This window comes from Abyssicoccus albus (genome assembly GCF_003815035.1).
Taxonomy (GTDB): Bacteria; Bacillota; Bacilli; order Staphylococcales; family Abyssicoccaceae; genus Abyssicoccus; species Abyssicoccus albus.
In genome coordinates this window covers 22448-47103 of the sequence record NZ_RKRK01000006.1, presented here as the reverse complement: position 1 = coordinate 47103, position 24656 = coordinate 22448, and the positions used below count along the sequence as shown (strand labels likewise).

Genomic DNA, 24656 nt, shown 5'->3' with positions numbered 1-24656 from the left:
AAAAACGAAAGGAGGACGGATAAAATTGAACGTTAGACTAAATACGAACGACAACAAATCCGCCCTTACTTCGGCAATAGAGAACCGTAAGAAAGAGGGCGTTGGAGAGAGTATTTCCGACGCTTTCAATCGTATTTACGAGATGAAGAATACCGAACCAGACTTACGAAAGATTAAAGCCGTACAGGACGCAATGAATGATGGTCTTATAGGGCGAGAACAATCTTCCGTAGAGAAGGGGAAGAAACTTACGAAAGCCGAAGTAATGCGTTTGTACACGCAAGTACAGGAAGTAGAGCGAAAGAGATTGCTCGAAAAGATGGTTGAGGAAACACCGGACAATTACGAACTAGTCACTACGGAAGACCACTTACAATCGGCAGTAAATACGTTATTGGAATCGTCCATCATTGTATTCGACGTCGAGACAGAAGGTACGGACGTGTGGCACGACAGAATCGTAGGTTATGTAATGTCGACCATTGATTCGGACAAACATTACTATATACCGACAAGGCATAAGACGGAAGAATCTCAACTAGAACACGATTTAGTTACCGATAAACTTCGCCCTACATTCGAATTAGAAGACACGTTATATATCGCACATAACGCAAAGTTCGACTTGCATATGCTCGATAGAAATAATGTCGAAGTAAAAGGTCGATTGTGGGATACGATGGAAGCCATGAGACTGTTGAACGAGAATGAAGATTCGTACGCATTGAAAGTACTGGCGACAAAGTATCTTAAAATTAAATCGTACAAGTACGGAGATCTATTCGGACAAGTTGGTTTCGAAGAAGTGTCGGACTTAACTACGGCGTTATCATACGCTGCAAAGGACGGAGACTTGACGTACAAGTTATACGACTTCCAGATGAAGCATTTATCGAAAATGCCTTCGGTATTAGAGTATATAACGGAAGTAGAAATGCCGTTAATAAAAGTTATCGTAGAAATGGAGAAGACTGGATTCGTCATTGACGAGAAGTATGCCGAGCAATACGGAAAAGAGTTGAACGAAGAAATCGAACAACTTCACTCGGAATTAAACGAAGTATTTGTTCCGTTATTTAAAACGATAGAACCGGACAAAGAGTTTAACGTAAATAGTTCAACGCAGTTAAAGAAAGTTCTATCGAAGTATACTGGAAAGAATCTTCCGAATACAGACGCAAAGAAAACATTAAAGCCATTATCGAAAGAGTTTGAAATCGTAAGAAAGTTACTTCGGTACAAGGAACTCGTTAAGTTATATTCGACTTATATTACGACATTACCGAAGAAGATCACAGAGTATGATGGAAAGTTACACGCTAACTTCAATCAGAATGGTGCGGCTACTGGACGATTTAGTTCTGGTGGTGGCGGGATCAACTTGCAAAATCAGCCAGACGGAGCAAGAGCGTTGTTTGTCGCACCAGAAGGCAAGATATTAGTAGGCGCTGACTTTAAAGCGCAGGAGATTAGGTGTGTCGCCTATCTATCGGAAGAACCATCGCTAATACACGCCTTTGAAGTCGGACAAGATCCGTACGCAACAATGGCGAGTAACTTCTACAATAGACCATACGAAGAAGTATACAAGAACGAAGATGGTTCGGATACAAAAGAGCGTAAGGAAATGAAAGTCGTATGGTTGGCGACATTGTACGGAATGAGTGTTCCGTCATTAGCAGAAATGTTAGGTGTCGATAAAAATAAAGCGAAGGACTTCCAAGAAGACTTGTTCGAAAGTATGCCGAAGTTAAAGGGCTGGATTGACGATACGAAGAACTTTGCCATTAAACACGGATTTGTTTGGCTCGATAACAAGCAACGTAAAAGACGACTTCCTAAAGCGAAGGAAAGAACGTATCACATTCCATACGGGAAGTATTACGACGATGAGTTTAAGAAACAACGATTACACAATTCGGAGGTCAATCGTTCATTACGACAAGCACCGAACGCAGTCGTGCAAGGAAGTTCAGCTATCCAAACGAAAGTTACGTTAATTAAAATGTACGAAGAGTGTAAGAAGCGAGAAGGTTGGCGACTATGGTGTACGGTACATGACGAATTGATTGTCGAAGTACCAGAAGACATTACGAAAGAAGAAGTCGATGTCATTCGTAGTGTAATGGTCGACGGTTATCCTTGGGGAGAAACAGTTCCTAATGGTACGGACTTAGAGTTTATGTATCGTTGGTCTGAAAAGTATAGCGAAGAAGATTGGTTCACACGAAAATAAAACGAATGGAGATTAAAAGATGGAAACAAAAACGATTAAAGAATTACTAGACATTCAGAAAGAATTTGACGCAAGAATCCCGACAAAGAACGAGCATGACACACGTATTGCATTGATCGTAGAATGGTTCGAATTTATTAATACGTTAGAGTTATTCAAGAACTGGAAACAATCGAAAGGAAAGTCTCGTGAGACACAACTCGAAGAACTAGCCGATGTTGTAGCGTTCTCGTTGAGCGGTATGTTGATTCGAGGAGTAAGTGACTTCGATCTGTCGGCGACAGTTTTCGGACTTAATAACTTCGATGGGTATACCGAAGAATTGATTACAGACTTTAATGATGTAGGTACTTTCGAAATATTAGTGACAGAAGAAGATTTCTTAATCCATTTTGTTCTAGCATTTACTGTCGGTAAACTACTATTTTCCGAAGAAGAGTTAGTAGAAGCGTATAAACGTAAGATGGAAGTTAATCACGGAAGACAGGACGGAACACATGATACGGATAAAGGTTATACGAAGGGAGACGAGTAGATGTATACGAAAGATTTTATCGAAAAAGTTAAATCGTTTAATTGTGTTAGCGATGTATTTACGGTATTGGGGGGAGAATACATTGAGATTTACGTCTACAGCGACGAGTTTGAGTCCATATTTGCCGAGGTAGGATTAGTAAAACAACACATTATAAGTACAGATTTCGGATCTTTTGAATTTGTTCCGGATAATGAATTAAGTGAATTACTGGAAACTATTTACGAGTACGTCCAAACACCTGTGGAAGAGCGTGAGGAGCCTCAAAAGTATTTGTTTAGGCATAAGTACATGGGGAACGTTCTTGGAGATAGATTCTTAAACTTTTATAAGTACGATGGTACAGTATCGTTAAATAACTATCATTCGAATATATCTGTTAAAACACACTTCACAATCGAAGAAGCAAAAGAACTCGGAGTAACTTTCGACGAAAACAACGAACCATATGAGTGGGATATGATTCCGGTAAAGGGGGACGAGTAAATGTCATTAGCACAAGCGTTTTTAGACCAACTGAACAAGTTCCATACGTACCAAGAGCCATACGACGACGATCTAAACATTCATCTTGCAGAAGGTACAGCGAAGTATTTAAAGAAAGGTAAGAACGTAGATTGGTCGAAGACTTACTTCTCTCCATCATCGGCGTCAAAATGTCCGAGAGAGTTGTATACGAAAGGATTACGTAACGATAGAGGTTATCCTTTATACAAACGAGACAAGAAAGAGTGGAAGCCACACCAACGTAGAATTACTGCACAAGGTACGAAGATTGGCGACTGGCTACAGTACGAAATCATGTTGATGGAGAAGCATTACGAAAAGTTTACGGGAGAGAAACCGAGATTTATTTTCGCAAAGACAGAAGACGGTTATCCTGTAATGGAAGACTTCGCTTATATCTCTCGTCCTGTAGAACATAACGGACAACAGTTCCAACTCAACGGAACAACTGACGGAATATTAGTCGATACACATACAGGCGAATTAGTCATATTGGAGATTAAATCGAAACAAGAAACTCCGTCAAAGACGAATTACACACAGATGAAAGATCCGAAAGACGGACACGTCCAACAGGTTACGTGTTACTCGGAAATGTACGACATTAATCAAGCGATCATTGTTTACGTTAATACGGCTAAAGCGAAATGGTTTGCCGATGATGAAACGTTAGAGAAATCTCCGGACGTGAGAGCGTTTGATGTCGAAGTAACGCAAAACATGAAGAACGTTATTTTCGATAAGTTCGCCGACATTACACGAAGAATAAACGAAAATAATCCACCGGAATTAGACTTGTCTTCGTGGCAATTTAACGATTACAAGGAAGCTATTACGAAGACACTTACGCAAGATGAAATCGAGAAGATGGAACTACGAATATCGTTGACTAAACCATCGAAAGAGATGGCGTGGTTGAAACGGTCAATGGAGAACGCATTGGTCGACATTAAAAAGCGAAAGGAGAAATCCGAATGAGAGTACTCGGACTAGACTTGTCGTTCGCAAAGACCGGATATGCAGTATTCGACATTGATCCGGAAGACAAATCGTACAAATTAATAGACTACGGATTAATACAAACGGATTCTAAATGGTCGGATATAGAGCGTATTCAATGGACGTTATCTAACGTATCAATCTTATGCGTTCAATACCGAGTAGATAAAATCGTCAAAGAAGGAGCAGTAGTCGGTAGAGCCTCGACAGCTACTCCTGTACTAAAGACGCATGGTGCTTTCGAAAACTTCTTCGCAAAGTGGTTGCCGATACATGACATACACAATGCTACCGTTAAGAAGTATGCAAGACAAGTTGTCGATGAAAAAGGAAACGGAAAAGAAATCGTAGAGAAATCCGTAGTGTACTTATTCGGACAACTGGACGGACTTCATACGAAAAAAGGACGATACCTTGACGATGTTGGAGACGCAATATTACTTACGTTAGCTTACTCGGAATTAGTTGACGGAACCATACTTACGAAGAAGAGGAGCGATGAAGATGAATAACGATAGAGATAAAGACGTTAAGATTGCGGTAAGCACTTTATTAGCGCTAGTAGTTATCGTAGTAGTTACCGTAATGTTCAGTGTGGTTGGTACAGCAGTCGTGACGCTATTTACTCCGACGAGTTACTGGCACGACTTAAAGATATTTACAGTAGCAGTAATGGCGATTCAGTACGTGAATTATACGCTAAAGATTGCGCAAATTATGGCAACGGAGAATTACTATGAACAAAAGCGTTAAAGAAATAAAGATACTTATAAATAGTATCGTTACATTCTTTGTAGTGATAATAGCGTTGTTAGCCACGACTTTCGCAGGAGCGTTCTTGTTAAACGTAGTTACAGCCGTAATACCTTCCACGGAAGAAGTAGGCGTATTAAAATGGTTCGCTATTATTTGGATTACAGCATTTATATACAATCTTTTATCCAACGTGATGGCTCGTTCAATAAAGATTTCGAGGGAGATTTTAGATGAAGAACATTAACGTAATATACTACACGCTAAGTGGTAACACGGAATCATTCGCACGTAAGTTGACCGATGAACCATTCGACATTAAAGACGTAAATAAAACGAACCAACCTTACGTATTATTAACTCCGACATACAAGTTCGGTCAAGTACCGGACATTGTGTCGGAATGGTTGGAAGATAATCATGCGAACATGATCGGAGTTGTTTCTTTCGGTAATCGAAATTGGGGTTCGGAGTTTTTCGGTAAAGCAGGAGATATAATTTCGGAAATGTATAACGTACCTTTGGTTCGTAAAGTCGAATTAAGAGGAACGGAAGAAGATGTTGCTTATATTACCGAGTTTATACACGGATATTGAAGGAGGAATTAAAATGGAGTTATATACGTTTCAAACAATTACTTTAGAAGAGTTACTTACTAATGCGGAAGAATATAGAGGTGGGGCTGACCGAATCACAATTGGAAGTACGGACGGAGAAGTAACCGTAAAATACGAAGAAAACAAAGCTACTATCGAAGGAGATTACGACTTAAAATCGACAAAGTTTAGGGTTGATACGTACGAAACGATTACAGATAAAACTAAACTAGAAAACGTATTAAAGATTTACGAAACACCTAATGGAGAAGTTCGTACGAAAATGCACGACGGAGTTGCTTTGGAGAAATTGATTCGTGAACAATGCACTGGATATAAACTTCTGAAAGTTCATGTATTAGATTCAAAAGGAGATATTTTAGGAACGTTATTCGATTCATCTAAAGGAGGACGCTTAGTTCCAGAAGGAACTGAATTAGAAGAACCTGTAAATAATAGTTGTACCGAAGATGAGAAATTAGAAAAATTAAAAGAGAATTTAAAAAAGTCGGATTATCCGTATTGGTATATTAGTAGTGCTGTCGAATTATTCGCACAAAACTTAAAGGAGGATTAAGTATGACGACGATAGACGTATACGAAATCCATTTAAGCGATGTATTAAAAAGAAAGGGAGCGATTAGATGAGTAAGAGTTATATCGAATTAAACAACGAAGTTATGGAACGTGACGATAACGGAGAATTACAGTTTAATTCGGAGAAAGATAAGGAGGCAGTCAAACGCTACTTTATCGACCATGTGAACGTAAATATGCGATGGTTTCATTCGCTAGAAGAAAAGATCGAGTTCCTTGTTGAGAACGGTTATTGGGATTCGGAATTAATTGCGCAGTATGAGACTGGAGAGATAAAGACGGTATTTAAGATTGCCTACGGATATAAGTTCCGATTTGATTCATACATGGCAGCGTTCAAGTTCTATAATAACTACGCATTACGTGACACGAAAAAAGAACGATATTTAGAACGGTACGAAGATCGAGTGAGTATTGTAGCTTTGTTCTTCGGAGATGGAGACGTAGACAGAGCCGTAAGTTTCGTAAGACTAATGATGGAACAGAAGTATCAACCGGCGACACCTACTTTTACTAACGTAGGTAAGGATCGTAGAGGCGAGTACGTAAGTTGTTTCCTATTAGAATGTGGCGACAGTTTAAACGACATTAACATGATGAATAGTACGGCTAGACAATTGTCGAAGATTGGCGGCGGAGTTTCTGTAAATCTTTCTAAGACAAGAGCGAAAGGAGAAACTTTAAAAGGTATCGAGCAAGTTACTAGTGGCGTTGTTCCGATAATGAAAAATCTCGACCAATCATTCCGTCACATAAATCAGATGGGTTAATTAGTAGCCCCTACGGAAAGTGATTTTCGTAAGCAAACACCCTTAATTCATGGGAAATCTATAAGGAGAGACAATCATGAGCGAAGCGTTTATTGAAGAGTTTATTAAAGAAAATTTTAACGATATGAGTTTAAAGGATATGCAAAAACATTTAGGAGTTAGCGTTGGAAAGTTACAATACATTTCTCAAAAATTAGGACTTACTAAACGTAATTTATTAGATATAGACGACTTTATAGTCGAAAACTACGACAGTATGACTGTTGTTGATATGGCTAAAGAGTTAGGCGTTTCAAGAGGTACTGTTCAAAGACACGCACTTTCTTTAGGCTTGTCAAAAAATAAAGCGTTCAAACCTAATAAGTTAGAGATATTACTTCCTATTTCTGGATTAGAAAACGTTGGTATAACAAACCACGGAAGAGTTGTCAATATGAGAACTAACAAGTTATACAGGACGTGTATAAAGGACGGTTATGAGTGTTTTTCTGTACAGAATGGTGGACAAATTAAGTATAGAAGAGTTCATAAAGTATTAGCGGAAACGTTTATACCGAATCCTAAAAACAAAGAACACGTAAACCATATTGACGGTAATAAATCTAACAATTACATTTCTAATTTAGAATGGAATACTCCTAAAGAGAACGCTAACCACGCAGTCCTTTATGGTCTAGTAAAAGTGGGAGAAGATTCTACGTCTTCTAAGATTACAGAGAACCAAGCTATCCATATTATAAAACTTTTAGATGAAGGATTATCGGTAAACGAGGTTGTTGAAAAACTTCCGTACGCAACACCTTCTATCGTTAGTAAACTCAAAAATAAGTCTAGGTGGAAACACTTATTCAGAAAATAAACGAACGTGCAACGACTATCGAACAGTGAGCGTAACGTCGAGAGGATATTTCGCAATATAACTTAGTAGAGTACGGGCAAGTGTCCGGAAAAAGGGTGCGTCTAAAGTAACGATTTAGACGATGATATAGTCTATACTTTATGGCGACATAAAGCAGTCGAAAGACGTGTACGAATTAACGACTCGTACAGAATGTAATAGCAAAGAACAGGAAGTTGTTCCGTATACCTTAACGTATTCCATGCCGATATATTCGACTTCTTAGCAACGAAAAGAATCTCGGCAGACGACGACGTAAGATGTCCGACATTAAATTTAGGAGTTGTGATTCCGGATATTATGATTGAATTGGCACGAGAGAACGCTCCGATGTACTTATTCTATCCGAAGAACTTCTACGATGTTACAGGAGAACATTTAGACGAAATTGATTTATCGAAAGAATATGACCGTTTAATTAATATACCGGATTTACGTAAAGAGAAAATCGACCCTAGACGATTACTAGAGCGTATTGCAATTACGCAAATAGAATCCGGTTATCCGTATATCATGTTCTCGGACAATGTAAACCGTGTTCATGCGAACAACAATGTGTCGCAAGTTAAGTTCTCGAACCTATGTAGCGAAATCCTTCAAGCGTCACAACTATCCGAGTTTGGAGACTACGGAGAAAACGACGACGAAATCGGATTAGACATTTCGTGTAACCTTGGATCGTTAAACATTGCGAACGTAATGTCTGACGTAGAGAACTTCGTAGAAACTGTTTCGTTATCAGTAAAAGCGTTGACTAAAGTTGTACATGATACGGACATTGCAAACGCTCCGGGAGTAAGACGTGCGAATAACGAAATGAGAAGTATCGGACTTGGTGCGATGAACTTGCACGGTTATTTAGCTTCGGTAGGAATTCCTTACGAATCAGAAGAAGCGAAAGACTTTGCGAATGTATTCTTCGGACTAGTGAATTACTACACGTTAGATGAATCGAATAGAATGGCAAAAGAAACTGGTTCGACATATTACGGATTTGAAGGATCGACTTATGCGAGTGGAGAATACTTCGATAAATATTTATCAGAAGGAGTTCCGAGACCAAAGACCGATAAAGTGAAGGAGTTGTTCGGCGACTTGTTGATTCCGAATGAATCTGATTGGAGAGACTTGGAAGACCATATCAAAGAACACGGTTTATATCACAGTTATAGACTGGCGATTGCTCCTACTGGAAGTATCTCATACGTACAATCATCTACGGCTTCTGTTATGCCGATTATGGAGCGTATTGAGAATCGAACATACGGAGACAGTAAGACGTATTACCCTATGCCGAATCTAAGTCCGAAGACTTGGTTCCTGTATAAAGAGGCGTATGATATGTCGATGTATAAAATCATTGATTTAATCGCAACAATCCAACGTCATGTAGACCAAGGTATATCGTTCACAGTATTCGTTAAAGACGATATTACAACGAGAGAATTAACACGTATTCAATTATACGCACATTACAAAGGAATTAAGACGCTATACTACGTACGACAAAAAGATGTATCGGCAGAAGAATGTCTAAGTTGTGCCGTATAAAACAAGGAGGAATTTACGAATGACAAAAAAGAATTATACAGCAGGTAATTGGTCGGTTAAAGACGATCATTTTACCGAAATGTTTTTACTCCAGAATTTAAAGCAATTTTGGTTACCGGAAGAAGTTGCGTTATCTAATGACGTATTAACGTGGAAAGAGTTGTCGAAAGAAGAACAGACGGCTTATATGCGAGTGTTAGGTGGATTGACTTTACTCGACACAATTCAAGGCGATTTAGGTATGCCGGAAATTGCTTCAACTGTCGAAAGCCACCAACGTAAATCAGTTCTTACGTTCATGGCGGCAATGGAGAACGCAGTCCATGCTCGAAGTTACTCGAACATATTTCTTACGTTAGCAACACAAGACGAAATCAATCATACGTTCGAATGGATTCATGAGAACGAAAGATTGCAGAAGAAAGCCGATATTATTGCGAACTATTATAACGAAGCTAGAGGACGTAAGCATGAACAGTATATGGCGATGGTAGCTTCCGTCGCATTAGAATCATTCTTATTTTACAGTGGATTCTTTTATCCGTTGTATCTTGGCGGACAAGGTAAGTTACGTAGTAGTGCCGAGATTATCAGTCTGATTATCCGTAAACTATAGTTGCGGCTTTGGTTGGCGACAACCATCGAAAACTTATTTAATTTCGGGAACACCTAAACGAGTAATGTCGTAGGCAATCCGAAGCGAAGCCTCTACGGAGGAACGTTCAACGACTAGTCGAGAGACGTAGCCTGTAAGCACAGGCGAAACAATAAGCGTCCTTCATGGACGATGATATAGTCTAAACTCGGTAGAAATATCGAGCAGTTCATAAGAGAACGGTTGTTGTGTAGCGAACAACAACGAATGAATTGGACGAATCAATTCACGGAGTATATGTAGGACTTCTTTCGCAAGAACTCAAACGAGATAACTTTACCGAAGAAGAAATACGACACGTTGACGAAGAAGTCGTAGAGTTGTTCGATGAACTACTCGAGAACGAAATCGCATATACTCGTGAGATATACGATTCAATCGGACTGACACACGAAGTAATTGACTTTGTAAAATACAACGCAAATAAAGCATTAGCTAATCTCGGATATGATCCACGATATGAACACGATAAAGTAAACAAGATTGTATTAAACGGACTAGACACGCATAACTTGGCGATTGACTTCTTCTCGCAGAAGTCCGACAAGTACAAGAAAGCGACAGTAGAAGCCATTACAGACGATGATTTTTACTTCGAGGGCTAAATGCCCTACGGAGTATTGTCGGCGAAAGGAGACCGTACATGAGCGATTTAAACAAGCCAGTAATTCTCGTTAAGTTTTCTTTCGATATGCACGTCATGTACGAAGAAATGTACCGAGATGATTTCGAAGACTTGTTACACGAATTTATTTACGAGACACACCCGATAATTAGTTATACGAAGTTCGGAGGAATGAAAGCGTGTTTCGTGCGAGATAAACTATTACACATTTCCGAAGTACCGGAAATAGAACTCGAAGAATGGAGCGACGTATTTTATGATTGAGACGATACATGGAAACGTACAACTATACGGATTAAGAGAAAAGATGAACGTAGGTCAAGAACGATATGTCGATAGTATTATGTCGAATACAATTACGTTTTGTAACGCACCAGCAGGAACAGGTAAGACGACAGTTGCGGTAGCCATTGCGAAGTATTTGCACGAAAAAGAAGGAACAGGATTGACGTATATCTTTGCTCCGATACAAGAAGGATCGTTAGGACATCGTCCGGGAACGCAAGAAGAAAAAGAGTCGGAGTACAAAGCACCATTGATTGACGCTTTGTTGGAACTCGGAGAATTGCCCGACAATGCGATTAAGAGCGAATCAATGCCGAAAGACAAGCAATGGGTTACGGCGAAGTCTCATACGTTCATGCGTGGTACGAATATCAAAGACCAGACCGTCATTATTGACGAAGCACAAAACTTTACACGAGGAGAATTAAAGAAGATTCTGACGAGGTGTCACGATTCCTGCCGAATTATTGTGATCGGACATGACGGACAAAACGACTTAAAGAATCCGAGTAAGTCCGGTTTTGTTCCTTACTTAACGCATTTTGAACCGGAAGAATATTGTGGCGTGGTTAAGTTGACGGAATCTTATCGAGGAGAGATTTCGAAGAAAGCCGACGAATTACGTTGGGATTAAAAACGAAAAATAAACGGAGGAATAACCATCGAAAAACATAAACTGATTACAGTACTCGTAACAACGACACTATTAGCTTCATGTGGAGCGAAAGAGCAACCGAAAGAAAGGACTGATGAGAATGAGCGAGTTCAGAGCGCCATTTCTACAGAAGAACCAACAACCGAAGAACCAACAACCGAAGAACCAACAACCGAAGAACCCACGGAAGAACGTTCGTCCGAAACCGTTGTATCTGAACAAAGAGCGGAAGAAAAATCGAATGAAGTGGTTTCCGTTGAAAAACAAACGATTGAAGAACCTACTGTGGAACCTAAGACTACCGAAGTTTCTACGCAAGAAGTAGCAACGCAAGAAGTATCAACGAACGAAATAACGACGGAACAACCAACGACAGAAGAAATAACTGTAAAGGAGGTCGAAGTAGTTGACCGTAGCAATCATAGCGCTAATCATAACGACAATCATCGGAATGATACTCGCACTACCGAGAGAAGTCCATCGAATGAAACACCTAGAGAACGAACTACTGAACCGAAACAAACGAATTTAGTATCGGATAAAGGAATATCGAAACAGAATCCGAAAAAAGTCGTTAAGACTAACGCCACATACTATACGGCTTCTTGTAACGGTTGTAGTGGATTTACAGCGACAGGACAAGACGTAAGAGGTTCTACGTATGTGAACGGTAAAAGAGTTATCGCAGTTGATCCGAACGTAATTCCGTTAGGAAGTACCGTAAGAGTGACGACAGGTAACGGAGAACAATTCGAAGCAATTGCCGGAGATACGGGCGGAGCAATCAAAGGAAATAAAATCGACATACTTGTCGGAGATAAATCTACGGCACGATCGTTAGGTCGAACAAGTGCTACCGTAGAAGTCTTGAAGTAATAAACGAAAAATAAACGAAGGAGATTGAATAAAATGAAATTAATCGTATTAAAGAAAAGTAACTGTATGCCGTGTTCAATGGTCGAAAGATTCTTACAAGGAAAATTAGACGGAATTAATCACGAAATACTATCCGTAGAAGAATCAGAAGGAATGGAAGTCGCAGGAATGTACGGAGTTATGCAAGTTCCGGTATTGATTGCGTTAGACGATAACGGAGTAATCATCGAAAAGGTCGGAGGATATAATCCGGAAGCAATTGACGGAATCCTTTCGAAGTTTGGTGTCGATAATGGTTAAGACGGCATTTACTTACGCTGAAATGACGCTAATTGTCGTATTATTACTTGCGATGAAAGTCTCGTCAATTAACGGCGAGTTAGTTTCTTCGTGGTTTCTAATCGACAATTTCATTACCGTATTTTTAATCTTTTGTATCTTACGAATTTATGGCGAACTTAAAGAACGATACATTAAGGAGGACTAACGTATGAAAGGTACAGCGATTGTAACTATTCTAAGAACTGAGTATAAATGTTCGGACGGCTGTTGTTACGAAGAATGGTACGATGTAACTATCTCGATAAATGAAGAAGATATTATGACGGAAAGATATAATTGGGATTACAATGAGGACTACGTTGTAGACGCACTAGAAGCATTAGGTTACGACGTATCAGTAGAACATTTAACGGAGGATTATTAGATGAATAAACAAGTTTATTTAGCAGGAGATATGCTATCTTTTGGCGCACAACTACAACGAGAGAAAGAAGCGAAAGAAATACGTGATATTGGGTTAAAGGTGTACGCACCACAAGAGGACGAAAGTATTAACGACAAAGCGAACGTAGACAACGAAGGACTAGCCGAGAGAATTGTGCATAACGATACACACGGTATTAAGACTAGCGACATTATTGTTATCGACTGTAACGAGAACGGTAAAGGAACGCTTGTTGAACTCGGACAAATCAAAGGTATGAAGGACTTCGCAAAAATGGTTAGTGATATTAATCATGGTGTAGACGCAGGAATTTACGATCAAGATGACGCATATGACGTTATCACTAATTGGGCAAGAGACATTGTATATCAAGAAGTATTCCCACACAATACGGACATTAGACGTGCCAACACTTCGGAACAATCTGGCGACAGAAGAGAGTTCGGAGTCAATCAATACGTATATGGAGTAGCGTTGGACTTGTCTGACGGTAAAGGATTCTACGAACTGGACGAGATTTACGAAGAGTTAGAACGTATTAAATCGTCGACTGTTGATAACGACTATGACGAAGAACTCGATGATTATGAACGTGGTTATAAGCAAGGATATATAGACGCAAGTAAAATAAAATCTAACTACGAAGGAGACGAATAATTATGGTACGATTATTTACATTCGAAGAAGCGAAAGAAATCATTACGAAAGAATTTCAATACGGAAACAAGACGTATACAACCGTTCCAAACAAACCGACTATGGCTCGTCCGTGCTTGGTTTGGTACTTTGACGAAGACTTATTCGCTCAATATAACGGAGAGACGTTATACTCGGAACATAACGAACGTTACTTTACGTTAGAAATCATCGAAGACAAGGAACGAGATTACTACCACGCAAGTAAAGAACGATTAGCCGAGATTTTAGACGTTAATTACGAAGTAATCAAACGTGAAATGGAGCCGAAAGCAAAGACATTAAAAGAATACTCGACAGGTATTACCGCAAACAGTCTCTCGTTCACTAGTGACGATGTAAAGATTGAGAAAGAACTTCCTACGGTTAGTTTGCCTACGGATATTCTTTTTGAAATGCCAGAAGAAGAAGAAGAAGATGTCGTACACCACCCTACGCATTACAACTACGGAAACATTGAGACGATAGAATTAATCCGTGAGATTGTTTCCGGTTACGATGATCCGTTCCAAGCGTACTGTATTGGTAACGCAATTAAGTACCTGTCTCGTGCGCCACATAAACACGAAAATATAACGGAAGACTTACGCAAGGCGATGAAGTATATCGAGTTTGCTACGGAGAATTAATGTCCCGTAGCTTTCTCTTTGGTTGTTTTACGAAAGAACTTGTACATTTCGGTGGATTCTTCCGGAATATATTCGTAATAGTGCATACCGTCTTCATATCCAGCTTTCTTGGCGAAGTCTTTACTCGTCACATAGCTGCTTTTATCGAGATAAACTGATCCGCCTCTAGTGGTAATGATAATCGTATCATCTAGCTTATTATACGCCATGCCAATGTACGAATTCTTCCTCAAACCTAACGTTTCTATGGCTGATACGCTAAAGTAGAAACGCTTGTTCTTATGGTTAGCGTCGAAGGAAATCGTGGGGGCATGAGAGCGGTATACAATTTCGAATCCTTCTGGAAGATTTTCTCGCCAACTTGATTCGTATTTAGACATTCGTAACACTCCTTTTTGATTTTATTATACGATAAATAATAACTATTGTCAACGAAATAATAACGAATAAGAACGGAGGTTTATTTTGGGAGATTATATCAGAGAGTATTCGCCAGAAGTTGTCCGAAACTTCTTCGAGCAATACTACGAATTTAGAACATACGTAGAAAAGGCACACGTAGCACACGTCGAGATTTGGGTCGATATTCATGACGCATTAGAAGACGTTGAATTGAATGAAAACGAAAGAGAAGCGTTTTATCTATATTATCTTAACGAAGAGACTAGAGGAAATAAAACGGAAGAATTATGTTTGAGAACAAATATGAAACGTGTAACTTTTGGAAGAAATATAAGAAGATCATTAGCGAAAATAACAAACGAATTAGAGGGAACGAATTACACATATACGGACATAGAGATTCGAGAATTTTAGGAGGGGCATATGACACGAGAATTAAACGGAGTAATTGTTCCGAAATTAACCTACGATAACATTATCGAAATATCGGAACAATTGTACGAAAGAAGACGTATTGACGGAGAAGAAGTTCCGGTAGACAATCGGATCAATGATGTCGACCAACTAATACGATGGTACTATGACGAAGTAGAGTATTACGATATACAACCGAGAGCATTAGCGATATTAACTTCTTATATCCTTTACGAAAACAACAAGCGCAGGAAAGATACCGAAGTTATATCCAGAGAATACTCGTATTTAACCGACAGAAAACTTATCGAAAGAGCCACGAGAGAAGCGTCATTAGAGTTCGCTTCTAACGTTGATAGCAACGGAATAGATGTCTCTCCACCAACACGTACGTTACGTATCGAAAAAGAAGAGGCGTTAAACGTCCGTAAATGGCGTGTTAAAGATTCGCAAAAAGGATATGCGAAAGGTGTTTGATAGAGGGGGCGGTAGATGAACGTATTTAATTACGACATTTACCGTCATTTTTTCGTCCTAATTTCGGGGGGGAGTGTTCGGATCATTTCTTACGTTAAACAAACTACGGATTTTTTTTTCGCCTATAATCACGGGGGAGGGTGTCCGTAGTTTTTCTTACAGTAATTATCCTACGTTTTTTCGTCATACAGACGGGGGAGGTGCTTCGTGATTTACTTACGATAAACTTCCTACGTTTTTCTTTCGTCCATAAAGACGGGGATATACGCATGAAGTTCTTACGTTAATACTTCTCCGTATTTTTCTGTACATAGACAGGGGGAGACTTCGTTGTATTTCTTACGATTGATTAACTACGTTTTTCTGCGCCATTCTTCCGGGGGGAGTGTCGTATGAATTTCTTACGTTAAAGATACTACGGGTTTTTCTGCGGAAGGGGGTCTATCGAAAGTATTCTTATTCTATATAGTTCTGTTGTTTTTATACGGAAGGGGGAGGGCGTTTGTCTTCCGATTACTTTTCGGAGAAAGTTGTCGTTTTTCTGTCGTGTTCATATAAGCCGTTTTAAGCGTCTGTTTTTATCCGGAGGGTTATCGTACCTAAACTTCGTTTTCTCTTCGTGTGTGGCGTCTGTGTTCTTCTGACGATGTGTTACGGAGGAGATAATTAGTATGATTTGGTTCGATAGTTATTCGTAACATTACCGTAGTAATTTCGTAATATTATCGTAATACTACATCTCCGAGATCTTTGATACGTTAATATCTCCTTCGATTGTTCTTACGTTAAAGGAACTTCGTTTAAAGTAACTTCGTGTATTTAATACGTGTCTGGCGACCTACTGTACTGACGATTCTGTGACGACCTTTTACGTTAAAGTATGTCGTTAGTTTTACGGATAATTTATTACGTTGCTACATCTCCGTGATTCTTTTTACGTTAATGGGACTTCGTTTAAAGGAACTTCGTATAAAGGAACTTCGTACAAAGGTTCTTTCGATCGAGTTACGATTTCGTTGCTACATCTCCGAAAATTGCCGTTACGTTAAAGGAACTACGTGTAAAAAACTTCGTGTAAATTGACACGATTCTGTAAATCTACTTTACGTTAAAGGAACTTCGTGTAAAACATTCTTACGACAATTCAACGGAATTATATTGCTACATCTCCGATTGTTCTGATACGTTAAAGGAACTTAGTTTAAAGGAACTAAGTTTAAAGGAACTAAGTTTAAAGGAACTTCGTGTAAAGCGTTCAAAATGTTCCGTTTGTATTTTTCGTTATTATTGCCACGATTTTGTAAAACGCCTATACGTTAAAGCGTTCCTTTAAACACTGTTCAGATTTATTTGTTTCGGCTTTACTTAATATACGATTGTGTGTTCAGTTTGTTAAAGCGTTGTTATACCTGCTATACAATAATATAATATTTACGGTTGACAACGATATTTTAATGTATTATATACGTGTGTGCGCATATGTGTATTAGATGAAGAAAAAACTTTTTTAATATTTTTTAATAAATTGTGTTGACAATAGTAATATAGTACTGTATAGTTATAGACAGTTAAGCAAAGCCAAACGAAAAATAATAAAAGGTGGTAATAAAATGGTTTTTAATAATGAAGATTTAATTGAGTTTTTTGAGTTGGAATATGAAGAAAGTTACAGCGATGAAGAAATCGAAAGACAACGCAAGAACGGATTTATTAATCTAGCTTATACAGAAGATGAAAATGGAACGCCTATTCAAGTTACGTACTACCCACATGATGAAATTGTAACGAAAAAAGTCAACGGTATTAAAACGGTAGAAATTGACGCATGTAGCACGGTTCTTGATTTTGATGAATTGATAGGGATTGAATAAAAAAGTTTAAAAAAGTTTTAAAATAGTATTGACAATAGGAATATAGTACTATACAATAAGAAGTGTAATAAGGAACACGGCAACTAAGTCATATAAATATTAAACGAAAAATAAACGAAAAGGCGGAATTAAAATGATTACATTACAAGAATTGAAAGAGAAGGAATTCACGGCGGAAGAATTAATGGACATGATGAAAGAAGTCACTAGTTATAATGGAACGTTCGACAATATCGAACCATATTATATGGATAGCTTCGACGAAATTATGGACGGTTTAACGCCTACTGAAATAGCCAGACGTATGACATCAGAATTTAACATTTATGACGATTATTTTATTTTTAACGGATACGGTAATTTAGAAAGTTTAAGCGATTACGAAGTGGATAAATTAATGTTTGATAATGCCGGAGACATTACATCAGAATATTGGGAACTTGTGGACAACGGAGACATACACGACTATGAAGGATATACGGAAGAATAATAACACGAAAATAAAACGAATAATTGATTTAAAATAAAAATAATAAAAGGTGGTAATTAAAAAATGAAAAAATTTATCGAAGTAATTGAAGCGTATGAAATTGGCGAACTTAGTGGAGAAGCTAAAATTGAAGCTATAAACATTGTTAGGGATATTTACACGGAAGATGAATTTATGTGGTCAAATGACTTAGTAAAAACTTTAGAAAAGGTTACAAGCCTATTAAACGGTAACTTGTCAAACTATTCTATTGATTTATACGGAAGGTCAACGGTTGACGTCGGTAATATATACGGTGGTTATTGGTATTATGAAGAGAAAGAAGAGGAGGATTTACCAGACTTTTTGAAAGAATTTAACAACATAAAAGAATTGGCGGACGATTGGTCGTTGACGGGTGTATACACTGATAATTACGTATATAGCGCTATGAGTAATGCGGACTTATCAAAGTTGGACAAAGATAGCGACATTGACGACTTTTTGAGCGAAGTTTTAACAGAAGCAGTGGTGGACTTTGTGAACGAAATTAAGGACAACGCCTATAACGACAATTTCATCGAACAGTATAGCGCTGAAATGGGCTACAAATTTAACAAGTACGGCGCAATGGTTGACGTTGAAGGATTAAAGGAGGTAACAGCGTAATGAATAACTTAACTGAATTATATACGTTTGAAGGTCGCAGCGACTTAGGAATAAAAGAGATAGACATATGGGCGTACTCTTACGCCGACCTATATAACGAAATAGAAGAGCGAAAGGGCTATGACTTTCTTGGATTCGATTTGATTGAACGTTCATTCTTAGACTATATTGGCGTAGATTATGATGAATACGCCGAACGATTAAACGAAAATGAATTCGAAATATTTAACGAAAAATTTCACTCTACTTTTAAATCGCATGAAGAACGTGAAGCGTTTTACAAGAACGTATTTGAAAATGCTACCGGTCCAGCATACCGTGAACTGAATACGTATTATATTGTCGATAATGTGCCGGACGCTGAAATGTTCGACTTGTCGGACTTTGGAGCCGACTATATACACGGTCATACTGTCATTGAAGACCTTGAAGCGTATGAAGATATACGAGAGTTTGACCGCATAATAAGTATACTTGACAGTATTTTGTTGGACGTCAAAGACTTACAAGTCGATGAATATGGCGACTATAAAAAGTTAGTAGACTTGTATTTTAAGAACGATAAAACGGAGTTTATGGAATTACTAAAGCAGTTAGGTGGCGAACTTAATGACTAGTTTTATACTTTTGATATTTACGATTTTAGTAACTATTGTAATGTTGACGATATACATTGGCGCAGCAAACGAAAAATAATAAATTGAGAACGCTATTTAATAGCGTTCTTTTTTTTTATGCTTAAATATATAGGCGGATCCCTGCAGCGTTTTAATTAACGTTGTCCGGATCCGCTTTTTATTTTATCGTGGCAAATATAACGATAATTTTAAAACGCATTTAAAGGCGCATATTATCACGATAATAAAACGATAGACCTATAACATTAATGATTTAAAAGCGTGGCAATATGGAGCGTTTATGCGATTATATAGCGTGGTTATTGTTCGGTATATGTTGGCGCTGGTTATGTGGCGTATTATAGTATCCATTAATTTACAGTGGTATATATTACCGTGATTAAATGCCGTATGACTTTATACGCCATTTAAAGCGTCATATTAGACACGTTTTATATAAACGATATATAACACCCGTTTATAATTAGCGTGGCAATTTGGTACGTCTGTGCGCTTCTGGTGGCGTATTTATGTATGCGGTTATTTAGCACGGCTTATTATGGCGTGGCTTTGTGGCGTGGTTATATATCGGTGGTTATATATCGGTGGTATATGTGGCGTGGTTATTGCTGGTGCCGTTATTTGCCGTATTATATTGTTCGATTATATTACTGTATATACAAGCTATATTATACGTATGTATATAACGTATGTATGCAACGTACTACTCAACGACGTGCTGCATACGTATGTATGTATCGTGTGCGAATCCGTTTGATTGATAACGTATGTGTATATCGTAGTTGTGTATCGTATGTGATACGTATGTATATATCGTATGTGTGTAACGCTTGTATGTATCGTATGTGATACGTATGTATGTAACGCTTGTATGTATCGTATGTGTAACGTAAGTCTATACTATCGTATGTGTGTAACGATTGTATGTATCGTATGTGTGTATCGTATGTGTAATGCGAACGTATACGAACAGTGTTAGCGATTGTGTGACGTAAGGTTGATAACGTATCAAGTCACACGTTCATGGTAAGCGAAGCCAAGAAACCGAACCTATGTTCGTCCGTCACGGTCGCAAGTCACTAACCGAACATAAGAACGAAACACAAACGAAAGCTATCAAACGTAGTCATACCAACGGTTGAATGCTAATTCCGATGGCGTGGCTTGGTTTACATAATGTATATTATGGGAAGCAATAGGCGGAGGAGGGGGCGGGAGTGTGTTCGCTGGGCGCTATGCCTAATGTCCGAAGTTTTCGACCAATTTTTCGCAACTGGGGTCGCAAGTAATGTACTCGCAAGTAATGTCTTCGTACCAATTGTACGCAAGTAATGTATTCGTAATAAAGTAGATCGTACCAAGTGTACGCTAGAAGTATCTTTCGAAGTAACATACGTAGTAATGTACGTTAGTAACATAGTACGTTAGTAACATACGCAGTAATGTACCGTATTTTATGTATCGTATCCTACTTTACGTTATTAAAATCCCGTTGTCAACCCTTTTCGTAGTGATTTACGTAATTAATTTACGTAAGTAATGTACGATAGTACATACGAAGTAATAATACGAAAGCTATTTTCACAATGTGTGCCGTAGTTGTACAGAAGAATCTACCGTAAAACAGCTTAAACGTAAGCAATTTACGCTAATTTGTACCGAAGTTTAGTGGAAATGACGTAATAATGGCGCAGTTGATCGGAAGAAAAGGCGAAGTTGTGTCCGTAAATATTAAAATTACGTTACATTAACACGATATTTAAACGATAAAATGTAACGTGATTTTAATAATCGGATTTCAATTCGGTAATGTTCCTACGCTCGAAAATTTTCAGCAATTTTTCGTAACTAGGGTTCGGTGTAAATTTCGTAATTACTTATTCCGTTACACACTCACAGACGGACAGAGACGGGTCAATTTGCAACGAAATTACATTTTAGGTGTTATTGTATTCGGAAGTAATCTATCGCTCTTAAAACGGCTTATATGGACGAATAATGCTTTCGTATCAATATTTCGTCTATATAGGCGAAAGTTTGTTGTTTTCGTTTAAATAGACGAAAGTGTGTTTCGAATGTTGCATACGGAATTATCGGTCGGTAGTAGTTATGCGATGTAAATTTATGTAAAATCGTAAGGGGAATTCGGGAGAATATTTCGTCTAAATAGGCGAAAATTTACGTTGATTTGTCTTAATTATATTTGTAAATAAATGGGATAAATATAGTATAGTTGTATGGTAAAACCATACAGATTATATAAATTTAAAGTTTTTTAAAAGAAATTTTAATTATTTTTGAACATGAATCCCGTCACAACAGTTTAGTATTATGAGGGGTAATTACTTACGTAAGTAACTTTCGCCTTAATTAATTTCGCTATTAATAACGATAAATAATTTTCCGATTATGGTTAATATAAATTCGGTAATAAATAAAAACGCTCGTCAACAATTCGAAGAATTGTTGGAAGACGAAGTCTTCAAGTAACGATATTTAATAACGTTATTAATACCGTATATAATATAGTAACTTCGGAATAAAGAACGTTATATATTATACGGATAAGAAAACCATAGAGGCTTCGCCTCTCTATTCGAGAATCAAAGATTCTCTCATAGACGTATATAACCTCGATATAATTATTATATATTCGGTAGAACTTGTAAAGAACGGATCAATTAATCCGTAAATATATTACGCATTATTATATAAACATCGGAATACATAGAAGAAGATACGGAACACCTAATGAAACTACGAGAAAGTTGGGCAATGTTCCGTCATACATAACTGAATAAATAAACGAAAAACAAACGGAAGGAGGAGTGCTTATGAAGAACGATACATTCGATGATTTATCGGACGTGCAAAAGAAAGCAGCGGAATTATATGTTCGCAATGTAATCGAATATAAGACGGACGCAGATAACGAAGTAACGCTATTAAAGGACAAGGAAATCGCCGAAGAAGTCGGAGTAGATAGAACGACATACTACCGATGGAATAAAGATCCACGATTCCTTGAATACGTAATTTACTTATCGTTACAACAAGCTAGAAAGCACGTACCTATGTTTATCGCAACATTAGTATCGAACCAAATGGGCAAGAATCCTTCGACAAAGCAGTTAGATTTATACGCAAAGGTTGTCGGACTACTTGGCGATTCAAGTCAAGGCGATTCAAGTCCGGTATCAGTTACGTTCAATTTAACGGACGCACAACAACGTGTTAAAGAACTTCGTGAATCTAACGTTGTTCCTAACCACACGTCAGAACGTCAAATAACGACGTCTGGAGGCGATTCAGATGTCGAATAGTATAAACGTAGCATTATCGGAAGAAGGCTTCTTACGAAGCCGTGAGGAGCGTGTAGAACTACAACGAATCTTGACGGAAGAATTAACGTTACTATCGCAAATAATAGAGAACGGAAAAGCAAGTCCGAAAGAAGTTGAACGATTCTTTACAGTCGATGAACAACTTCGCCAACTCAAACGAATCAATGAGTGCGAGTTCGATGTCGCAAGATTCTCCGTAGAGTATTTCTCGGACGACGCTAATCCAGACAACGACGAAAACTTAATTCCGAAAGGAAGTAATTACGATAATATGTCGGAGTTCCACAAGGAATTGACCGGTATGTTGTCGAAAGTATCTAGTAAGGAAAAGGACGATAACATCGCTTGGGCGTGTCCTAGACGTCACGCAAAGACGGCATATGCTTCGAATATATTCCCGGTACACCAAGCCGTATATAAACATCGTCAGTTCATGGTAATCGTATCAGAGACGGCGGATATGGCAGGAACATTTATTACGTGGGGTAATCGTCAGTTTAAGTTTAACGATAAGTTAATTCGTGATTTCGGAATGTTGTTACACGAAAGTCCTTCGAAGAATGAACTCGACAACAAGCAAGAGTATGTGACGCTTAATGGCGTAAAGATAATGGCTCGAGGAGCCGGAGGGCAAATGCGTGGTATGCGTTACGGTAAGTCGAGACCGGAATTAATTATCTTCGATGATTTAGAGGGCGAAGAAAACGTATCAACTCCGGAGCAAATGAAAAAGATGGAAGCGTGGTTTAACGAAACAGCACTTCCGGCATTGGCACTCGATGGTATAGCCGTATACATTGGAACGATCCTTTGTTACGACAGTTTGCTCGATAAGGTTCTTCGGAATGATAGACGTTTTGAAGGTCGGAGATACAAAGCCGTTAAGAAGTTTCCGAGTAATACGGAGATGTGGACGAAATGGAAGAAGATTTATCTATCGGACAAAGAAGGCGCAGTTGAACAGGCGAAACAATTCTACGAAGATAATCGTCAGAAGATGGACGAAGGTGTGGAATTACTTTGGTCGGAGTATTACGGATATTATTGGTTCGTAGTACAACTCGTAAACATGGGAGCGAAAGCCTTCAACCAAGAGTATCAGAACGAACCAACGGACGAAGAGCGACAGATATTCAAGCCAGAGAACTTCGTGTATTACGAAGATAAAGACTTACTTGGAAAAGAACTCGAGTATTATTGCGGAATTGACTTCGCCATGGGTAAAGAAAAAGGCGACTTTAGTTCGATGATTACAATCGCTAAAAACATACATACAGACGTATGTTATATCGTCGATGTGTATAACGAAAGGGTACACCCGAAAGAGTTCTTAGAAGCGATAATAGATAACGTAAAGATTTATCAGTATGAAGGAATTGCAGTCGAGACACAAATGGCACAAGAGTTCTTCGCAGACACATTGTCGGACAGATTGAACGAGATAGGTTATCCGGCACATTTACGAGTGACTCCTATTAAGCAACGTACAAGAAAGTCGTTACGTATCGAAGCAATGTCTCCGGACGTAAACAACGGACGTATTCGATTTAAGTACGACCAGACGGACATTATCGGACAGTATACTATGTACCCTATGGCGCCACATGACGACATGATTGACGCTTGTGAAATGGCGTATGGATTGGCTACGAACCATGCACAAGGAACAATCTCTAACTTCGGTAATTACTACAACCGACAGTTGTCTAACGAACCAAAACACGCAAGATATTCACGATATTTAAACAAATTAAGTTACGAACGAAAGAGAGGAGGATAACC

29 protein-coding genes and 2 pseudogenes are annotated in these 24656 nt (G+C 38.4%); 30 read left to right on the top strand and 1 reads right to left on the bottom strand.

The features are described from left to right. The first annotated feature begins 25 nt into the window (after positions 1-25). From EDD62_RS08515 to EDD62_RS08410, 22 genes and pseudogenes are all read left to right on the top strand, one after another. Positions 26-2236 carry a DNA polymerase gene (locus EDD62_RS08515; protein ID WP_123808667.1) on the top strand — a complete coding sequence of 737 codons (2211 nt, stop codon included), beginning with the start codon at positions 26-28 and terminating at the stop codon, positions 2234-2236. Positions 2237-2255: 19 nt separating this feature from the next. Next, positions 2256-2771, top strand: coding sequence for a dUTP diphosphatase (locus EDD62_RS08510; protein ID WP_123808665.1), 516 nt, complete (start codon positions 2256-2258; stop codon positions 2769-2771). Beyond that, complete coding sequence (locus EDD62_RS08505) at positions 2772-3257, top strand: hypothetical protein (RefSeq protein WP_123808663.1); 486 nt, start codon at positions 2772-2774, stop codon at positions 3255-3257. Next, positions 3258-4256, top strand: coding sequence for a PD-(D/E)XK nuclease family protein (locus EDD62_RS08500; protein ID WP_123808661.1), 999 nt, complete (start codon positions 3258-3260; stop codon positions 4254-4256). Next, complete coding sequence (locus tag EDD62_RS08495; RefSeq protein WP_123808659.1) at positions 4253-4789, top strand: RuvC family protein; 537 nt, start codon at positions 4253-4255, stop codon at positions 4787-4789. Before EDD62_RS08500 ends, EDD62_RS08495 begins: the two co-directional genes overlap by 4 nt. Continuing rightward, complete coding sequence (locus EDD62_RS08490; protein ID WP_123808656.1) at positions 4782-5030, top strand: hypothetical protein; 249 nt, start codon at positions 4782-4784, stop codon at positions 5028-5030. The genes EDD62_RS08495 and EDD62_RS08490 overlap by 8 nt, the downstream gene beginning before the upstream one ends. After that, entirely contained in the window at positions 5014-5277 is a 264-nt protein-coding gene (locus EDD62_RS08485; RefSeq protein ID WP_123808654.1) for a hypothetical protein, read from the top strand. The genes EDD62_RS08490 and EDD62_RS08485 overlap by 17 nt, the downstream gene beginning before the upstream one ends. Beyond that, positions 5264-5626 (top strand): class Ib ribonucleoside-diphosphate reductase assembly flavoprotein NrdI, encoded by a 363-nt coding sequence (nrdI, locus tag EDD62_RS08480; RefSeq protein ID WP_123808652.1) that lies wholly within the window; start codon positions 5264-5266, stop codon positions 5624-5626. The genes EDD62_RS08485 and nrdI overlap by 14 nt, the downstream gene beginning before the upstream one ends. Positions 5627-5639: 13 nt before the next feature. Further along, positions 5640-6203 (top strand): hypothetical protein, encoded by a 564-nt coding sequence (locus tag EDD62_RS08475; protein WP_123808650.1) that lies wholly within the window; start codon positions 5640-5642, stop codon positions 6201-6203. A gap of 67 nt (positions 6204-6270) precedes the next feature. Continuing rightward, complete coding sequence (locus EDD62_RS08470) at positions 6271-6993, top strand: ribonucleotide reductase N-terminal alpha domain-containing protein (RefSeq protein WP_123808648.1); 723 nt, start codon at positions 6271-6273, stop codon at positions 6991-6993. A 76-nt stretch (positions 6994-7069) separates the two neighbouring features. After that, a complete protein-coding gene (locus EDD62_RS09295) occupies positions 7070-7852 on the top strand; it encodes an HNH endonuclease (protein ID WP_211329125.1) in 783 nt (260 codons plus the stop codon). Between the two features lie 201 nt (positions 7853-8053). After that, a pseudogene (locus EDD62_RS08460) lies at positions 8054-9442 on the top strand (ribonucleoside-diphosphate reductase subunit alpha); the annotation flags it as partial. A gap of 19 nt (positions 9443-9461) precedes the next feature. After that, positions 9462-10049, top strand: a pseudogene (locus tag EDD62_RS08455) (ribonucleotide-diphosphate reductase subunit beta); the annotation flags it as partial. 260 nt (positions 10050-10309) lie between these two features. Further along, a complete protein-coding gene (locus tag EDD62_RS08450; protein ID WP_123808642.1) occupies positions 10310-10702 on the top strand; it encodes a ribonucleotide-diphosphate reductase subunit beta in 393 nt (130 codons plus the stop codon). 38 nt (positions 10703-10740) lie between these two features. Continuing rightward, entirely contained in the window at positions 10741-10986 is a 246-nt protein-coding gene (locus tag EDD62_RS08445) for a hypothetical protein (RefSeq protein ID WP_123808640.1), read from the top strand. Continuing rightward, a complete protein-coding gene (locus EDD62_RS08440) occupies positions 10979-11641 on the top strand; it encodes a PhoH family protein (RefSeq protein ID WP_123808638.1) in 663 nt (220 codons plus the stop codon). Before EDD62_RS08445 ends, EDD62_RS08440 begins: the two co-directional genes overlap by 8 nt. A 267-nt stretch (positions 11642-11908) precedes the next feature. Next, positions 11909-12538 carry a 3D domain-containing protein gene (locus EDD62_RS08435; RefSeq protein ID WP_249037363.1) on the top strand — a complete coding sequence of 210 codons (630 nt, stop codon included), beginning with the start codon at positions 11909-11911 and terminating at the stop codon, positions 12536-12538. Between the two features lie 33 nt (positions 12539-12571). Continuing rightward, positions 12572-12838 (top strand): thioredoxin domain-containing protein, encoded by a 267-nt coding sequence (locus tag EDD62_RS08430; protein ID WP_123808634.1) that lies wholly within the window; start codon positions 12572-12574, stop codon positions 12836-12838. Then, the gene (locus tag EDD62_RS08425; RefSeq protein WP_148086850.1) at positions 12831-13025 is read left to right on the top strand and encodes a hypothetical protein; all 195 of its coding nucleotides are present in this window, start codon (positions 12831-12833) and stop codon (positions 13023-13025) included. The genes EDD62_RS08430 and EDD62_RS08425 overlap by 8 nt, the downstream gene beginning before the upstream one ends. Before the next feature lie 3 nt (positions 13026-13028). Next, a complete protein-coding gene (locus EDD62_RS08420) occupies positions 13029-13244 on the top strand; it encodes a hypothetical protein (protein ID WP_123808630.1) in 216 nt (71 codons plus the stop codon). Then, complete coding sequence (locus tag EDD62_RS08415; RefSeq protein ID WP_123808628.1) at positions 13245-13922, top strand: nucleoside 2-deoxyribosyltransferase; 678 nt, start codon at positions 13245-13247, stop codon at positions 13920-13922. Between the two features lie 2 nt (positions 13923-13924). Further along, complete coding sequence (locus EDD62_RS08410) at positions 13925-14590, top strand: DUF3310 domain-containing protein (RefSeq protein WP_123808626.1); 666 nt, start codon at positions 13925-13927, stop codon at positions 14588-14590. Here EDD62_RS08410 and EDD62_RS09140 read toward each other — a convergent pair. Continuing rightward, complete coding sequence (locus EDD62_RS09140) at positions 14587-14970, bottom strand: hypothetical protein (protein ID WP_148086849.1); 384 nt, start codon at positions 14968-14970, stop codon at positions 14587-14589. The genes EDD62_RS08410 and EDD62_RS09140 overlap by 4 nt on opposite strands. Positions 14971-15055: 85 nt before the next feature. Between EDD62_RS09140 and EDD62_RS08400 the strand changes: the two genes are divergently transcribed. The 8 genes from EDD62_RS08400 to terL all read left to right on the top strand — a co-directional run bounded on the left by EDD62_RS08400 (position 15056) and on the right by terL (position 24654). Further along, entirely contained in the window at positions 15056-15406 is a 351-nt protein-coding gene (locus tag EDD62_RS08400; RefSeq protein WP_123808622.1) for a sigma-70 RNA polymerase sigma factor region 4 domain-containing protein, read from the top strand. A gap of 9 nt (positions 15407-15415) precedes the next feature. After that, positions 15416-15883, top strand: coding sequence for a hypothetical protein (locus tag EDD62_RS08395; RefSeq protein ID WP_123808621.1), 468 nt, complete (start codon positions 15416-15418; stop codon positions 15881-15883). A gap of 1610 nt (positions 15884-17493) precedes the next feature. Continuing rightward, complete coding sequence (locus EDD62_RS08390) at positions 17494-17754, top strand: hypothetical protein (RefSeq protein ID WP_123808618.1); 261 nt, start codon at positions 17494-17496, stop codon at positions 17752-17754. 133 nt (positions 17755-17887) lie between these two features. After that, positions 17888-18244, top strand: a complete 357-nt coding sequence (locus EDD62_RS08385; RefSeq protein WP_123808616.1) for a hypothetical protein — start codon at positions 17888-17890, stop codon at positions 18242-18244. 63 nt (positions 18245-18307) lie between these two features. Next, positions 18308-18892 (top strand): hypothetical protein, encoded by a 585-nt coding sequence (locus EDD62_RS08380; protein ID WP_123808614.1) that lies wholly within the window; start codon positions 18308-18310, stop codon positions 18890-18892. Beyond that, positions 18892-19509: a hypothetical protein gene (locus EDD62_RS08375; protein ID WP_123808612.1), complete on the top strand. Its 618-nt coding sequence runs from the start codon at positions 18892-18894 to the stop codon at positions 19507-19509. The genes EDD62_RS08380 and EDD62_RS08375 overlap by 1 nt, the downstream gene beginning before the upstream one ends. A 2855-nt stretch (positions 19510-22364) precedes the next feature. Next, entirely contained in the window at positions 22365-22853 is a 489-nt protein-coding gene (locus tag EDD62_RS08370; RefSeq protein WP_123808610.1) for a phBC6A51 family helix-turn-helix protein, read from the top strand. Beyond that, on the top strand, positions 22843-24654 hold the full coding sequence (terL, locus tag EDD62_RS08365; protein WP_123808608.1) for a phage terminase large subunit: 1812 nt from the start codon (positions 22843-22845) through the stop codon (positions 24652-24654). Before EDD62_RS08370 ends, terL begins: the two co-directional genes overlap by 11 nt. Positions 24655-24656: the final 2 nt, after the last annotated feature.

What these genes read in the sequence shown, in the direction of transcription:
- EDD62_RS08385 (WP_123808616.1), top strand. Translation starts at nt 17,888, where the DNA reads ATGATTACATTACAAGAATTGAAAGAGAAGGAATTCACGGCGGAAGAA.
- EDD62_RS08425 (WP_148086850.1), top strand. Translation starts at nt 12,831, where the DNA reads ATGGTTAAGACGGCATTTACTTACGCTGAAATGACGCTAATTGTCGTA.
- EDD62_RS08490 (WP_123808656.1), top strand. Translation starts at nt 4,782, where the DNA reads ATGAATAACGATAGAGATAAAGACGTTAAGATTGCGGTAAGCACTTTA.
- terL (WP_123808608.1), top strand. Translation starts at nt 22,843, where the DNA reads ATGTCGAATAGTATAAACGTAGCATTATCGGAAGAAGGCTTCTTACGA.
- EDD62_RS08445 (WP_123808640.1), top strand. Translation starts at nt 10,741, where the DNA reads ATGAGCGATTTAAACAAGCCAGTAATTCTCGTTAAGTTTTCTTTCGAT.
- EDD62_RS08475 (WP_123808650.1), top strand. Translation starts at nt 5,640, where the DNA reads ATGGAGTTATATACGTTTCAAACAATTACTTTAGAAGAGTTACTTACT.
- EDD62_RS08495 (WP_123808659.1), top strand. Translation starts at nt 4,253, where the DNA reads ATGAGAGTACTCGGACTAGACTTGTCGTTCGCAAAGACCGGATATGCA.
- EDD62_RS08375 (WP_123808612.1), top strand. Translation starts at nt 18,892, where the DNA reads ATGAATAACTTAACTGAATTATATACGTTTGAAGGTCGCAGCGACTTA.
- EDD62_RS08470 (WP_123808648.1), top strand. Translation starts at nt 6,271, where the DNA reads ATGAGTAAGAGTTATATCGAATTAAACAACGAAGTTATGGAACGTGAC.
- EDD62_RS09140 (WP_148086849.1), bottom strand. Translation starts at nt 14,970, where the DNA reads ATGTCTAAATACGAATCAAGTTGGCGAGAAAATCTTCCAGAAGGATTC.
- EDD62_RS08500 (WP_123808661.1), top strand. Translation starts at nt 3,258, where the DNA reads ATGTCATTAGCACAAGCGTTTTTAGACCAACTGAACAAGTTCCATACG.
- EDD62_RS09295 (WP_211329125.1), top strand. Translation starts at nt 7,070, where the DNA reads ATGAGCGAAGCGTTTATTGAAGAGTTTATTAAAGAAAATTTTAACGAT.
- EDD62_RS08505 (WP_123808663.1), top strand. Translation starts at nt 2,772, where the DNA reads ATGTATACGAAAGATTTTATCGAAAAAGTTAAATCGTTTAATTGTGTT.
- EDD62_RS08430 (WP_123808634.1), top strand. Translation starts at nt 12,572, where the DNA reads ATGAAATTAATCGTATTAAAGAAAAGTAACTGTATGCCGTGTTCAATG.
- EDD62_RS08410 (WP_123808626.1), top strand. Translation starts at nt 13,925, where the DNA reads ATGGTACGATTATTTACATTCGAAGAAGCGAAAGAAATCATTACGAAA.
- EDD62_RS08380 (WP_123808614.1), top strand. Translation starts at nt 18,308, where the DNA reads ATGAAAAAATTTATCGAAGTAATTGAAGCGTATGAAATTGGCGAACTT.
- EDD62_RS08485 (WP_123808654.1), top strand. Translation starts at nt 5,014, where the DNA reads ATGAACAAAAGCGTTAAAGAAATAAAGATACTTATAAATAGTATCGTT.
- nrdI (WP_123808652.1), top strand. Translation starts at nt 5,264, where the DNA reads ATGAAGAACATTAACGTAATATACTACACGCTAAGTGGTAACACGGAA.
- EDD62_RS08395 (WP_123808621.1), top strand. Translation starts at nt 15,416, where the DNA reads ATGACACGAGAATTAAACGGAGTAATTGTTCCGAAATTAACCTACGAT.
- EDD62_RS08415 (WP_123808628.1), top strand. Translation starts at nt 13,245, where the DNA reads ATGAATAAACAAGTTTATTTAGCAGGAGATATGCTATCTTTTGGCGCA.
- EDD62_RS08390 (WP_123808618.1), top strand. Translation starts at nt 17,494, where the DNA reads ATGGTTTTTAATAATGAAGATTTAATTGAGTTTTTTGAGTTGGAATAT.
- EDD62_RS08370 (WP_123808610.1), top strand. Translation starts at nt 22,365, where the DNA reads ATGAAGAACGATACATTCGATGATTTATCGGACGTGCAAAAGAAAGCA.
- EDD62_RS08510 (WP_123808665.1), top strand. Translation starts at nt 2,256, where the DNA reads ATGGAAACAAAAACGATTAAAGAATTACTAGACATTCAGAAAGAATTT.
- EDD62_RS08420 (WP_123808630.1), top strand. Translation starts at nt 13,029, where the DNA reads ATGAAAGGTACAGCGATTGTAACTATTCTAAGAACTGAGTATAAATGT.
- EDD62_RS08440 (WP_123808638.1), top strand. Translation starts at nt 10,979, where the DNA reads ATGATTGAGACGATACATGGAAACGTACAACTATACGGATTAAGAGAA.